At 39.4% G+C, this 13,099-nt stretch carries 14 protein-coding genes; 12 read left to right on the top strand and 2 right to left on the bottom strand.

From position 1 onward, the window contains the following. The first annotated feature begins 333 nt into the window (after nucleotides 1-333). From pnp to CRI88_RS02715, 7 genes are all read left to right on the top strand, one after another. The gene (gene pnp / locus CRI88_RS02750) at nucleotides 334-2,448 is read left to right on the top strand and encodes a polyribonucleotide nucleotidyltransferase (RefSeq protein WP_058845147.1); all 2,115 of its coding nucleotides are present in this window, start codon (nucleotides 334-336) and stop codon (nucleotides 2,446-2,448) included. A 91-nt stretch (nucleotides 2,449-2,539) separates the two neighbouring features. Further along, a complete protein-coding gene (locus CRI88_RS02745) occupies nucleotides 2,540-3,763 on the top strand; it encodes a M16 family metallopeptidase (RefSeq protein ID WP_058845148.1) in 1,224 nt (407 codons plus the stop codon). A gap of 523 nt (nucleotides 3,764-4,286) precedes the next feature. Then, nucleotides 4,287-4,472: a hypothetical protein gene (locus CRI88_RS22700; RefSeq protein WP_197412998.1), complete on the top strand. Its 186-nt coding sequence runs from the start codon at nucleotides 4,287-4,289 to the stop codon at nucleotides 4,470-4,472. A gap of 73 nt (nucleotides 4,473-4,545) precedes the next feature. Then, nucleotides 4,546-5,541 (top strand): ABC transporter substrate-binding protein, encoded by a 996-nt coding sequence (locus CRI88_RS02730; RefSeq protein ID WP_058843934.1) that lies wholly within the window; start codon nucleotides 4,546-4,548, stop codon nucleotides 5,539-5,541. Nucleotides 5,542-5,558: 17 nt separating this feature from the next. Next, the gene (locus CRI88_RS02725; protein ID WP_036121351.1) at nucleotides 5,559-6,551 is read left to right on the top strand and encodes a FecCD family ABC transporter permease; all 993 of its coding nucleotides are present in this window, start codon (nucleotides 5,559-5,561) and stop codon (nucleotides 6,549-6,551) included. After that, nucleotides 6,551-7,333, top strand: coding sequence for an ABC transporter ATP-binding protein (locus CRI88_RS02720; protein WP_036121348.1), 783 nt, complete (start codon nucleotides 6,551-6,553; stop codon nucleotides 7,331-7,333). Before CRI88_RS02725 ends, CRI88_RS02720 begins: the two co-directional genes overlap by 1 nt. An 11-nt stretch (nucleotides 7,334-7,344) precedes the next feature. Beyond that, a complete protein-coding gene (locus CRI88_RS02715) occupies nucleotides 7,345-7,839 on the top strand; it encodes a pyridoxamine 5'-phosphate oxidase family protein (RefSeq protein WP_036121345.1) in 495 nt (164 codons plus the stop codon). A 215-nt stretch (nucleotides 7,840-8,054) separates the two neighbouring features. Here the strand turns inward: CRI88_RS02715 and CRI88_RS22695 are convergent, their stop codons facing one another. Both CRI88_RS22695 and CRI88_RS02705 read right to left on the bottom strand, forming a co-directional pair. After that, on the bottom strand, nucleotides 8,055-8,567 hold the full coding sequence (locus tag CRI88_RS22695) for an ATP-binding cassette domain-containing protein (protein ID WP_230593795.1): 513 nt from the start codon (nucleotides 8,565-8,567) through the stop codon (nucleotides 8,055-8,057). Between the two features lie 141 nt (nucleotides 8,568-8,708). Then, on the bottom strand, nucleotides 8,709-9,053 hold the full coding sequence (locus tag CRI88_RS02705) for a GntR family transcriptional regulator (RefSeq protein WP_231745016.1): 345 nt from the start codon (nucleotides 9,051-9,053) through the stop codon (nucleotides 8,709-8,711). Between the two features lie 160 nt (nucleotides 9,054-9,213). Here CRI88_RS02705 and CRI88_RS02700 point away from each other — a divergent pair, with 160 nt between their 5' ends. The 5 genes from CRI88_RS02700 to dapA all read left to right on the top strand — a co-directional run bounded on the left by CRI88_RS02700 (nucleotide 9,214) and on the right by dapA (nucleotide 12,883). Beyond that, a complete protein-coding gene (locus tag CRI88_RS02700) occupies nucleotides 9,214-9,477 on the top strand; it encodes a YlmC/YmxH family sporulation protein (RefSeq protein WP_036121342.1) in 264 nt (87 codons plus the stop codon). A gap of 9 nt (nucleotides 9,478-9,486) precedes the next feature. Beyond that, on the top strand, nucleotides 9,487-10,266 hold the full coding sequence (locus tag CRI88_RS02695) for an NAD(P)-dependent oxidoreductase (protein ID WP_036121339.1): 780 nt from the start codon (nucleotides 9,487-9,489) through the stop codon (nucleotides 10,264-10,266). After that, nucleotides 10,260-10,850, top strand: a complete 591-nt coding sequence (locus tag CRI88_RS02690) for a dipicolinate synthase subunit B (RefSeq protein ID WP_036121336.1) — start codon at nucleotides 10,260-10,262, stop codon at nucleotides 10,848-10,850. The genes CRI88_RS02695 and CRI88_RS02690 overlap by 7 nt, the downstream gene beginning before the upstream one ends. Before the next feature lie 82 nt (nucleotides 10,851-10,932). Then, on the top strand, nucleotides 10,933-11,970 hold the full coding sequence (locus CRI88_RS02685; RefSeq protein WP_058843933.1) for an aspartate-semialdehyde dehydrogenase: 1,038 nt from the start codon (nucleotides 10,933-10,935) through the stop codon (nucleotides 11,968-11,970). Nucleotides 11,971-11,983: 13 nt separating this feature from the next. Next, nucleotides 11,984-12,883 carry a 4-hydroxy-tetrahydrodipicolinate synthase gene (dapA, locus tag CRI88_RS02680; protein WP_058843932.1) on the top strand — a complete coding sequence of 300 codons (900 nt, stop codon included), beginning with the start codon at nucleotides 11,984-11,986 and terminating at the stop codon, nucleotides 12,881-12,883. The last annotated feature ends 216 nt before the right edge of the window (nucleotides 12,884-13,099 follow it).

The raw sequence follows: 13,099 nt of genomic DNA, 5'->3' as shown, positions 1-13,099 counted from the left end.
ATTGATAGTACCTCTATTTTTGTTTTAGCTTTACTTGCTATGTGACTTTCTTTATACTGATAAGATGTTGTATGATGAGCGCAATGTTATCATAAATTGATATTTAAGCTTGTACCTTTTGGTAGGAATCCATTGAAAATCCGTATACCAATGTAAAAAATGCTTTTTCAATAAAATATAGAAATAAATCTTAAATAAATTGGCAATAACTGAATTTAAATGTATGATTATTTCATGAAATATTATTTAGCATAGAACAAGCATTTTTGGTACACTTACTATTAGTACATACAGACGAAGTAAGTGTTTTTATAATAGAGAGGGGTTCATTGAATGAACGAAAAGAAAGTCTATTCCTATGAATGGGCTGGCCGTCCACTTGTAATTGAAGTTGGACAGTTAGCAAAACAAGCAAACGGAGCCGCATTAGTACGCTATGGCGATACTTCTGTACTTGCCACAGCAACAATGTCAAAATCACCAAAACCACTTGATTTCTTCCCATTAACAGTTAACTATGAAGAACGTCTATATGCTGCAGGTAAAATTCCTGGCGGCTTTATTAAGCGTGAAGGGCGTCCATCTGAAAAGGCGATTTTAGCAAGCCGTTTAATCGACCGTCCAATTCGTCCGATGTTCCCAGATGGTTTCCGTAACGAGGTACAAGTCATTTCGATGGTTATGTCCAATGATCCTGACTGTACATCTGAAATGGCAGCGATGGTAGGTTCATCATTAGCATTATCTATTTCTGATATTCCATTTGATGGACCAATAGCAGGTGTACAAGTAGGTTATATTGACGGAGAATTCATCGTTAACCCGACAGTGGAGCAATCGAATCACTCAACAATTCATTTATCTGTAGCAGGCAACAAAGATGCCATCAACATGGTTGAAGCGGGCGCACTTGAAGTGCCAGAAGAAATCATGTTAGAAGCTATTATGTTCGGTCATGAAGAAATCAAAAAAATCATTGCTTTCCAAGAACAAATTGTGGCAGAGGTAGGTAAAGAAAAGTTACCAGTGACATTATTTGAGATTGACGAAGCGATTCAAGCCGATATAAAAGCAGCTTGTGAGACTGATATGCATGATGCGATTCAAACTGCGGAGAAGCATGCGCGTGATGAGGCCATTCAAGCTGTAAAAGATCGTGTTATCGCTTCCTATGAAGAGCAAGAAGCCGACGATGAAACAATGAAACAAGTGTATAACATTCTTGATAAAATGGTAAAAGAAGAAGTGCGTCGTCAAATCACGGAAGATAAGATTCGCCCAGATGGTCGTAAGCTCGACGAAATTCGACCACTTTCTTCTGAAACAGGCTTATTACAACGTACACACGGTTCTGGTCTATTTACACGTGGACAAACACAAGCCCTATCTATTTGTACATTAGGGGCGCTAGGTGATGTACAAATTATTGATGGCTTAGGTGTAGAAGAATCAAAACGCTTTATGCACCATTACAACTTCCCTCAATTCTCTGTAGGGGAAACAGGTCCAATCCGTGGTCCAGGCCGTCGTGAAATTGGTCATGGTGCGTTAGGTGAGCGTGCGCTTGAAGCTGTTATTCCAGATGAATCGGCTTTCCCATATACAATTCGTTGTGTATCTGAAGTACTTGAATCAAACGGATCCACTTCACAAGCTTCTATCTGTGCATCTACATTAGCCATGATGGATGCAGGTGTACCATTAAAAGCACCAGTTGCAGGTATTGCAATGGGTCTTATCAAAAAAGGCGAGCACTATTCCATTTTAACGGATATTCAAGGGATGGAAGACCATTTAGGTGATATGGACTTTAAAGTTGCTGGTACAGCTAAAGGTGTAACAGCACTACAAATGGACATTAAAATCGACGGTTTATCTCGCAATATTTTAGAAGAAGCACTGACACAAGCGAAAGTTGGTCGTATGCATATTCTAGAGTCAATGCTTGCAACACTTGCTGAACCTCGTGAAAAATTGTCTGAATTTGCACCAAAAATTGTCATCGTGAAAATTAACCCAGATAAAATTCGTGATGTGATTGGACCTGGTGGTAAACAAATTAACAAAATTATTGAAGAGACAGGCGTTAAGATTGATACAGAACAAGATGGTACAATCTACATTTCTTCTGCAAATGAGGAAATGAATGCACGTGCAAAACAAATTATTGAAGATATCGTACGGGAAGCAAAAGTAGGGGAATATTACTTATCGACTGTGAAACGTATTGAAAAATTCGGTGCATTTTGTGAGATCTTCCCAGGAAAAGATGGTTTGCTACACATTTCCGAAATTCAAGAGGAACGTACAAAGCAAGTGGAAGATGTCTTAAAACTTGGCGATCAATTACTTGTGAAGGTTATTGAAATTGACAAGCAAGGTCGTGTGAATTTATCTCGTAAAGTAGTAATACAAGAGGAAAAAGAACGCGCTGAACAAGAAAAATAATAATGATTCCAAAGGCTGCGTATGATTGCGCAGCCTTTTTAAATAGTAGCAAAAAGACTAGTAGAGAATTTTTATAATTGGGGGAGATTTTTTGGTTCAAGTACATACATGTCAAAATGGTGTTCGGCTAGTATCAGAGCATATAGATCATGTGAGGTCTGTTGCATTAGGTATTTTTGTGAATGCAGGTTCTCGCTATGAGCTACCAGAAGAAAATGGCATCACACATTTTATTGAACATATGTTGTTTAAAGGAACAACAACTCGCTCAGCCCGTCAAATTGCTGAAGAATTTGATCGAATTGGCGGAGAGTTAAATGCGTTCACATCGAAAGAAAATACATGTTATTATGCAAAAGTTTTAGATCATCATGCAGAGCTTGCTGTCACAATACTAGCAGATATGTTTTTTCATTCTACGTTTGCGGAAGAAGAATTAGAAAAAGAGCGACAAGTGGTATTAGAAGAAATATTAATGAGTGAGGATGCGCCTGATGATGATGTTCATGAAAAACTGTGGAGTGTCATGTATCCGAATGATGCACTTGGTCGTCCGATATTAGGAACTGCTGAGACATTAAAGACTTTTACAGCTAACGCCATACGACATTATATGGACAAACATTATGGTCCAGAATCTGTTGTTATATCCATTGCAGGGAATATTTCAGCTCAGCTTATGCAAACGATTGAAGATTTATTTGGACACTACCAACCTTCTCCACAAGCGATTGCGCCTGTACTGACAAATCCTGCATTTTATCCAGGAGAAATGACGAAAATTCGTGATACCGAGCAAGCACATCTTGCGATTTCATATCCAGCAATTGGTGTGAAAGATCCAGATATGTATAGTTTTATTGCACTGAATAGTATTATTGGGGGCAATATGAGTTCTCGATTATTTCAAGAAGTACGAGAGGAACGTGGGTTAGCTTATTCTATCTTTTCCTACCAATCCTGTTATGCCGATGTTGGCGCGTTTACGATTTATGGTAGTACTAGTCGCCAGCAATTAGCTCAGCTTCAGCATACCATTGATGCTACTTTACTGGACATTGTCGCTGGTGGCATCACAGCAGAAGAGCTTGATAATGCAAAAGAGCAGCTGAAAGGTAGCTTTGTCCTTGGTTTAGAAGGCACGGGGGCCCGTATGAATCGCAATGGGACAAGTGAGCTGGTGCATCGTAAGCATCGTACTGTAGACGAGGTACTTGCATCTATAGATGCTGTATCCATGGAGTCAGTAGATCGACTAATTGCCAAAATTTTAAAAGCCGAACCAGCTATCTCGATTATTGGCCCAAGCGAATAAAAGAGCTTAAAATGATACTAATTATCCAAGTTATAACAATTTATTCATTATAGTAAAAAGGAGAACTTTGAATATTTCCAAGGTTCTCCTTTTAGTGTTGAAAAACAAAACAGTCAATTGAAAGGTAGAAATGGATTTCCGTTGCAGGCTACTTGCTTTCCTATGGGCGAGCGCGAGCGCCTCGAGCCGCCTCCTCCGCTATCACTCCGTTTAGAGGCTCGCCTGTCTCGTTATCCCACGGGAGTCAAGTAGCCTCCACTCCAACCTACAAAAGTGTTACCTTTTTAGCAAAAGTTTTCAAATAAAGCGAAGGTCTTCACTACTCTTTATGGAGAGGTGTTGTCACACATCACTTCCCCACATTGAAAATAAGAGCTTATTCCCTCTAAAAATAATGGGCTATTTAATCGCTATATTACTATGAAAAAAAGTAAAGACACTTTGCAGAATGGTTGATTGGAGTGGAGCCAGCGTCACTCCTAGGGGATTTAGCGTTACAGATGAGACCATGGAGCGCACGTAAGTGAGTGAAGCGGCTCATCGGACGCCCCCTGGAAAGGACGCTGGCGGAACGGAAATCACCCCCTCCCCTTGCAAAGTTGCTTTTTCTGCCTTTGACATGATCTTTTTTCAACAACATGAGGAGAACTTTGAATATTTTCAAAGTTCTCCTTTTTTAATGTTTATTTTCTTCTCAATTAAGCATTGAAATTCTCAATTAACTTTGATAGTATGAATGATATTGAAAATCATTCGCATTTAAATTGGAGGATATTTATCTTATGAAAAAATGGCTTGCTGTCAGTACCCTTACATTATCACTAGCGCTAGCTGGTTGTGCAGATCAGGAAGAAAAGAGTACTGACAAAGAAATAAAAGAAGAAGCAACAACACAACAAGAAACAGCAGATACAGCTGATGTGCAAGAGGATGCATTTCAAGATGGTGTCGATGAGGAAGCATTCCAAAAGGCATTAGCAAGCTTCCCAACAACAGCACCAGAAAAAATTGTCACGACATCTGTGCCTTTAACAGAAATGTTACATCTTTTGGACATCACACCAGTAGGAGTGCCAACATCGACAAACCCTATCCCAGCAGACTTTGATTCTATTACAAAAATCGGCTCGCCAATGTCGCCCGATTTAGAGGTTATTTCAAGCTTACAAACAGACTTAATCCTTGGGGCATCATCATTACAAAGCTCACTTGATCAAGCACTACAGGGAATGAATTTACCGACAGCTTATTTACCAACGGATTCATATGAAGACTTAAAATTAAGCTTTAAAGTGCTCGGTACGTACTTTGGTAAAGAAGAAAAAATGAATGAGGTTTTACAAAATCTTGTAGCAAAAGAAAAAGAATTGGAAGAGAAAGCACAAGGAAAAGAATTACCATCTGTGATGCTTGTCATCGGTACATCTGATTCCTTTATGGTAATGAACGACCAATCCTACTTAGGAAGCTTAGTAGAACGATTAGGTGCAGACAATATTGCGAAATCGGTACTAAAAGCAGAATCAACGTATTCGCCAATGAATTTAGAAGATATTGTTGTAGCTGATCCGGACATCGTTTTTGTTTTAGCATCAGGTGATCATGGAGCAAATGAAGATAAATTTAAACAAGAGATTAAAAAGAATAGTGCATGGCAACAATTATCAGCCTATAAAAATGACAAAATCTATATGCTTGATTATAGTACATTCGGTGTCACATCCATTACAAATGCTGAGAAAGCACTAACAACAATTGCAGATTATTTTTATAAATAAGTTCGTGAGGTAGAGGTATGATTCATACAGCAAGAAGTCGCATGATTATTATCACGACCTTTGTGGTAACGATTTTAGCAGCCATTGTAGCGATCGGGTTAGGCAGTGTTCATATTTCCGTACCTGATATTTTATCTACCCTGATCAATGGACGTGATCAAGAGGGTGTTTATACAACCATCATCTGGGATATTCGCCTACCGCGCGTGCTGCTGGCATTAATTATTGGTGCTAGTATCGCCATTTCGGGTGCCTTATTGCAGGCAGTTATGGGCAATCCATTAGCCGATCCTGGGTTAACAGGGGTAACGAGTGGGGCAGCGGCCTTTGTGTTACTTATTCTTTTAGCTAATCCAGAGCTAACGCATTTGATTCCGCTTGCAGCTTTTGTTGGTGGCTTAATTGCAGCAGCCATAGTATATGCTCTTGCATGGAGACGTACAGGCATTACACCCATCACCATTATTTTATCAGGGGTAGCCGTAAATGCATTGTGTGGTGGAGTCATTGGATTCTTATCCATTCTTTACAGTGATCGTTTACCATCAGCTGTGCAATGGATGAATGGTAGTCTTGCAGCAAAAGGAAATGCATCACTGCATATGATTTATGTGTATGCCATTATCGGCTGGATTCTATCCATTTTTGCCATTCGAAAAGCTAATATTATTCGTTTAGGCGATCAGGTCGCAACCAATTTAGGAGAAAGTGTGACCCGTATTCGTATTATGTTGTCTATTTTAGCTGTTTTTCTAGCAGCAATTTCGGTTGCAGCAGTTGGCATGATTGGCTTTGTTGGATTAATCGTCCCGCATATGGCTAGGCTACTAGTTGGCTCCGATTATAAGTACATGTTGCCTATGAGTATGGCTATGGGAGCTATTGTCTTATTGATTGCCGATACGGGTGGACGGACATTATTTGCACCACTTGATATTCCAGCAGGTATTTTAATGGCTGTTCTCGGTGGACCTTACTTCTTATATTTAATGAGAAAGAGGGCGTTCTAATGTTAACAATTGATCAGCTATCCATCAGCTATGAACAAAAGGAAGTTGTCCATAATTTTTCATTTGAAGTGAAACAGGGCGAAATTTTATCCATTATTGGACCGAATGGCTCCGGTAAGTCAACGATTTTAAAGGCGATCGCACGGATGCAGCCGTATCATGCAGGAACCATCCTATTTGATGGTGTAAATATGCGTCAATTATCCTCAAAGGAAATCGCACGCAAAATGTGTATGCTGAGTCAACAAAACCAAGCACCGAGCGATATTTCCGTCAAAAATTTAGTCGCCTATGGTCGTTATCCACATAAAAAATGGTTTGAGCGTCTCAATGCAGAGGACGAGGCCATAATTGATTGGGCATTGGAAAAAACCTACCTCTCACATTACAAAGAAAAGCCTATTGCCGCTTTATCTGGTGGGGAGGCGCAACGTGCGTGGATTGCAATGGCATTGGCACAACGGCCCCAAGTGCTATTATTGGATGAGCCCACGACCTTCTTAGATATTGCCCATCAGCATGAAGTGCTAGAATTAGTGCGAGAGCTTAATCGTGATATGGGCATGACTGTTGTGATGGTGCTCCATGATTTAAACCAAGCCTCTAGCTATAGCAATCAAATCGTTGTTGTAAAGGACGGCTTACGAGCACAAATGGGTACACCGGATGAGGTTATGACGGAGCAAATGATCCAACAAATTTATCGTATGGAAGCAGAAATTCAATATGTCACATGGGATAATGCCCCACGGATTCAATTAAAAAATACGGTCAAAGTATAGGAGGAAACAGCATGCCAAAAGCAATTGATATTGAACAAGTAAAACAAAACTATGAAGCATTTATTCAAGGTAAAAAAAATTGTGTATTAAGCTTTGTAGATGGGGAAGGCAAGCCTTTTAGTAGTACAACGCCTTTTATACGTTTGAATGGGAAATTTTATGTGTATATTAGTCGTATTGCCGAACATTACCAGTTAATGGAGCAGTCAGAAGTAGTCGATTTAATTTGTGTAGCAGATGAAGCTGTGACAGCCAATCCATTTGCCACAGAGCGAGCACGCTGGCAATGTCAGCCTAAAAATTTAGGAAATGAAGGTCATGAGGAGATTTTTGCTGCCTTCGATCAACTATTTAATGCAAAAATGATGGAAATGTTACGTTCACTCGATTTCTCATTATTTGAATTAACACCTCTAGACGGACGCTATGTAGTTGGGTTTGGCAAAGCCTTTACGATTGATATTGCCAATGACACATTAATCCATGTTGTAATTGATAAAAAATAGGTTGCCAATGGGCAGCCTATTTTTTGATGGTGATTAGCAAATTTCTCGCGTCGTATATAAATGAAGCCATTTAAGGTTTTTCAAGCCTGAAAGCCTCATTTCCTTCATGTTTAAGTGCTAAAGCCTCGATTCCAAACGCTCCCTGACGTCTTCTCACAATCGCATGCTCTGGCAAATCCCTTACTTCCTCACTATTCCCTTTGAAAATCCCATAATCATAAGAGGGCATCCTTACTTTCGCTCAATAAAATTTCACCTTTATGAATCAACTTAATATAGTCAGCATTTTTTTCTAAATCGCTTGTAATATAGGAAGAAAATAAAATGCTATGTGTTTCATCCTGCATCAATGCTAAAAATAAATCCAAAATTTCAGCCCGAATGATAGGATCGAATCCACTTGTTGGTTCATCTAAAATCAATAATTTTGGATGATGTGACAATGCTAATGCAATTGACAGCTTCATCCTCATACCTCTTGATAGTTCCTTGATCTTCTTCCTCTTTGGGACATTAAATTGAGCTAATCGTTCAAAATAATAGCCTGAATCCCACGTTTGGAATACTTTTCTCATGATTTTGTCGAGCTGCGTCGCATTTAGCGTTTCTGGTACGTGTAAATCGTCAAATACGACTCCGCTGTCGTTTTTTATCGATAGTTCATGTTCGACATGATCTTTATTAAAAAGCAATATTTCGCCATATTCTTTTTTTAGTAAGTTCAGCATGCATTTAATGGTTGTGGATTTTCCAGCTCCATTTTCTCAGATAAAGCCTACACGGTTCCTTGAGGGACTGAAAAGCTTACATCTTTTAAAGAAAAGCCTTCAAAGACCTTATGTAAATCATGAATCTCAATGGCATTCCTCTTAATTGTCCACCTCTACTATTAAAGATAGGAGTTCCTGCAATTTTTCATTAGAAAGACCGGCTGCTTTCGCTATTTTTACGGCCTTTTGCAAATGCTCCTCAAGCTGTCGCAGAAGTTCCTTGCGTAGAAAATCTTGATTGCGCTCTGTAACAAAGCTCCCTTTGCCTGCAACTGTTTTGATGAAGCCGTCTCGCTCTATATCGGTGTATGCACGTTTGGTCGTCATGACACTGACCTTTAAATCCTTTGCTAGAGCACGGATAGATGATAGTGCATCACCTGCATGTAATTTATTCGCTAGAATGCCCTCTTTGAGCTGTATCGTGAGGTTTATCACTGGCATTACTTAAATGGATATGCACAAATCCTCACCCGTTATAACGGTGTATATACACTATGTACAGATGTCGATGGAAATGCAACACATTCCTACTTTTGGTAGGGGGCACGATTTGCAAAAACTCGCATATATTGAGGTAATGGCACAAGGAGGGAGATGAGGCATGCTACTATCTGAGATGGTGGATAAGGAGTTAATTCAAATTGAGGGTGGCGTACATTTTGGCATCTTGGCACATACAGAATGCCTATTAGATGTGCAAACAGGGAAAATACATGGCTTTGAAATTGTGAAAGATAAACTACCATTCCAAAAAAAGAAAATGAAAGTTAGTGAAATGATACCTTGGCACGAAATTATCTTAATTGGTGAAGATCGGATTTTATTTAATAAAACATCTTCAGTACAGTCAGAATATTTACAGTGAGGTGAGCTTTTGGAAAACGAAAAATGGCTTGTTATCGGTGAGGACTCACGATTAAAGGAATTAGCGACAATGCTAAGAAGTCCATCGAGAACAGTGTTTTATAAAAGAACGACCGTTTGGAACGAGGAGTTAAATAAACTGGTTTTAGAATACCAACCAAATAAAATTATCCTACCAATTCTTCCATTAAAAATAGAAGTTGAGCAGCTCTATGGAATATCACAAGTTAAATTTTATACAGGCCGATTAACGATGCATTGGAAGCAATTACTAGAGAAAAATGAATCCATTTGCTATTTGCAGCAAGAATCGTTTATATGGCAAAATGCTCGGTTAACAGCGGAGGGATTTATCGCCACGTTTTACGGACTCGAGCAAAAATGTATTTACGGACAAAATTTTACAATCGCAGGCTTTGGACGCATCGCCAAAATGCTCGCCTCTTTACTAGTTAAGATGGGGGCGAACGTCCACATTGTTGCACGTTCTGTTGTACAAGTGAGCGAGGCAAAAGCATATGGCTATAAAGCTACGAATTTAGATGATCGTCGATGGTCTATTACGGATGATATTTTCATCAATACAATTCCAGCAAAATGGATTACAGAATCATTTATAGAGCATGTTCCAGCAGTTTTATATGATTTGGCCTCAGAGCCAGGCTGTTTAGATATAGATGCGGAGCAATTACAAACATATGTACTATTGCCATCATTGCCTGGGAAATACTTTGCACATGACGCTGCTACAATCTTGTGCAAGGCAATAGAGGAGGAAGAAGATTGTTAACGGGGAAACGAATTGGGCTAGGTATTACAGCCTCACATTGTACGTATGAAGATGTCATACCTAAAATTCAAAATTTTATTGATGTCGGAGCAACGGTTGTGCCAATTATTACTCACTCCGTTTTACATGCAGCTACTCGCTTTGGTACTGGAGATGAGTGGATTGCCAAAATAGAAGCATTAACAGGAGAAAAGGTTATTTCTTCTATAAAAGAGGCGGAACCATTTGGTCCATCCAATCCATTAGATGCAATGGTGATTGCGCCAATGACGGGCAATAGCATAAGTAAGTTTGCGAATGCAGCAACAGATAGTCCCGTATTAATGGCAGCGAAGGCAACATTGCGTAATGGATCACCTGTTGTATTAGGTATTTCAACAAATGATGCACTTGGTTTAAATGGTATAAACATTATGAAGCTGTTGAATGCCAAAAATATTTATTTTATTCCTTTTGGTCAGGATGCCCCCCTCTCCAAACCGAATTCTTTAATTGCTGATTTTGATCAAATGGTGGATACTGTTCATGCAGCAATTACGCAGAAAAAGCAATTACAACCGCTGTTGATACAATATTTCAAATAAATCATAGATTACACACAATTTTCAGTATTTTTGTGATACAATAGCACACATTATGGAACATGTATTCAAGGAGAGATGACAGATGACAAAGCAGTTAACAGTTGCGGTTGTTGGGGCAACAGGAGCAGTAGGTTCGAAAATGATGGAGCAATTAATTAAACGTAAATTTCCGATTGGGCATATTAAATTTCTAGCCTCTGCTCGTTCAGCGGGAAAATCAATCGAATTTAATGGTCAAACATATACAATTGAAGAAGCGACACCTGAAGCTTTCGAAGGCGTCAATGTCGCTTTATTCTCAGCTGGTGGGTCAGTATCAGCTGTGCTTGCACCAGAGGCAGCTAAGCGTGGTGCAGTAGTTATTGATAATACGAGCCATTTCCGTATGGATCCAGAGGTACCGCTTGTCGTACCTGAAGTGAATCGAGGCGACTTAGCGAAGCATAAAGGGATTATTGCGAATCCGAACTGCTCTACAATTCAAATGGTGGCTGCACTTGAGCCAATTCGTAAAGCATTTGGTTTAACGAAAGTAATCGTTTCAACATATCAAGCCGTTTCAGGAGCGGGTATTTCTGCTATTCAAGAATTAAAGGCACAGAGCGCAAATTGGGAAGCAGGTAAAGATGTAGAAGCAACTATTTTGCCGTCTGGTAGTGATAAACGTCATTACCCAATAGCACGCAATGTCATTCCACAAATCGATAAATTCACAGATAATGGATTTACATACGAAGAAATGAAAATGATTAATGAGACGAAAAAAATCATGCATGCACCAGAGCTCAAAGTAGCTGCTACTTGCGTTCGTGTTCCAGTCGTTTCAGGTCACTCTGAATCTGTTTATATTGAGGTAGAGAAAGAAGCGTCAATCCAAGAGATTTTTGACGTATTACGCAATGCACCAGGTGTAGTATTACAAGATGATATTGCAACACAAACTTACCCAATGCCTATTTATGCAGAAGGGGAAGACGCTACTTTTGTAGGACGTATCCGTCAAGATTTAGACAACAATAAAGGATTCCATCTATGGATCGTTTCTGACAATTTATTAAAAGGCGCCGCATTAAACTCTATCCAAATTGCAGAAGCAATGCTTGAGGATAACTTACTATAAGAGGGGTGTAAGGATGAATTTAGGTCGAATTGGGACGGCTATGATTACGCCGTTCAAAGATGATGGCACGATTAATTATCCAGAACTAGAACGTATTATTAATCATTTGATAGACAACGGTACAGACTGTATCGTTGCCTGTGGTACGACTTCTGAAAACCCAACAATGTCTACTGAGGAAAAAATCGAAGTTGTGCGCTTTACAGTAGAGAAAGTAGCAGGACGCGTACCGGTTATTGCAGGTACAGGGGACAATGAAACAGCCTACTCGATAGCGATGACTCATAAAGCAGAAGAAAATGGAGCAGACGGTATTATGCTTGTAGCTCCATATTATAATAAGCCGAATCAACGTGGTATTTTCGCTCACTTTGAAACCATCGCTAAACAAACAAGTCTACCTGTTATGCTCTATAATGTCCCTGGGCGTACAGGTGTCAATGTTGCCTATGAAACTTCTGTTGCTTTAAGCAAGATTCCAAACATTGCTTGGATTAAAGAAGCGAGCGGTAACTTAGATCAGATGGGAGATGTTATAGAGAACATTGATCCAGATGATGACTTCTTAGTGTATAGTGGGGATGATGGTTTAACATTACCGTTAATGGCCATAGGCGGAGCAGGCGTTATTTCTGTAGCAGCCCATGTTGTAGGCAATGATATGCAATTAATGATTAAAGCGTTTGAAGAAGGAAATCATAAGCTAGCAGCCAAAATTCACCGAGCATTATTACCTTTAGTACGTGCGCTGTTCGCTCAACCGAACCCATCGCCTATTAAATATGCGATGACAAAGTTAGGCTTTGATACACTCAATGTACGTCTGCCAATGATGGAAATGACAGATGAAGAAAAAGAGAACTTTGACCGAATTTGGGATACGTACCAAGAAAAAGCGAAAAATTTTCGATAATGAGCAACGAGGCTGATAACTCTATCGGCCTCGTTTTTGTATGCTATAAACATCCATTCATCACTTCTCATCCTTAAAAATACTTGATTAACTCTATTCGTACAAGGTATCCAATATTTGTTTTTCCATCTACTAGCAATCAGCAAATCAAAAGAAAATCTATTTCCTACGTGAAACATGTATTTTTAATTTGTGCAAAAGCTTTGCAAACCGTAT

The sequence above is a fragment of the Lysinibacillus fusiformis genome, assembly GCF_002845985.1.
Lineage (GTDB): Bacteria > Bacillota > Bacilli > Bacillales_A > Planococcaceae > Lysinibacillus > Lysinibacillus fusiformis_D.
The sequence above is the reverse complement of the archived record's forward strand: the minus strand, read 5'-3'. Positions and strand labels throughout refer to the sequence as shown.

What these genes read in the sequence shown, in the direction of transcription:
- pnp (WP_058845147.1), top strand. Translation starts at nt 334, where the DNA reads ATGAACGAAAAGAAAGTCTATTCCTATGAATGGGCTGGCCGTCCACTT.
- CRI88_RS02730 (WP_058843934.1), top strand. Translation starts at nt 4,546, where the DNA reads ATGAAAAAATGGCTTGCTGTCAGTACCCTTACATTATCACTAGCGCTA.
- CRI88_RS02725 (WP_036121351.1), top strand. Translation starts at nt 5,559, where the DNA reads ATGATTCATACAGCAAGAAGTCGCATGATTATTATCACGACCTTTGTG.
- CRI88_RS02720 (WP_036121348.1), top strand. Translation starts at nt 6,551, where the DNA reads ATGTTAACAATTGATCAGCTATCCATCAGCTATGAACAAAAGGAAGTT.
- CRI88_RS02715 (WP_036121345.1), top strand. Translation starts at nt 7,345, where the DNA reads ATGCCAAAAGCAATTGATATTGAACAAGTAAAACAAAACTATGAAGCA.
- CRI88_RS22695 (WP_230593795.1), bottom strand. Translation starts at nt 8,567, where the DNA reads ATGCTGAACTTACTAAAAAAAGAATATGGCGAAATATTGCTTTTTAAT.
- CRI88_RS02705 (WP_231745016.1), bottom strand. Translation starts at nt 9,053, where the DNA reads ATGCCAGTGATAAACCTCACGATACAGCTCAAAGAGGGCATTCTAGCG.
- CRI88_RS02700 (WP_036121342.1), top strand. Translation starts at nt 9,214, where the DNA reads ATGCTACTATCTGAGATGGTGGATAAGGAGTTAATTCAAATTGAGGGT.
- CRI88_RS02685 (WP_058843933.1), top strand. Translation starts at nt 10,933, where the DNA reads ATGACAAAGCAGTTAACAGTTGCGGTTGTTGGGGCAACAGGAGCAGTA.
- dapA (WP_058843932.1), top strand. Translation starts at nt 11,984, where the DNA reads ATGAATTTAGGTCGAATTGGGACGGCTATGATTACGCCGTTCAAAGAT.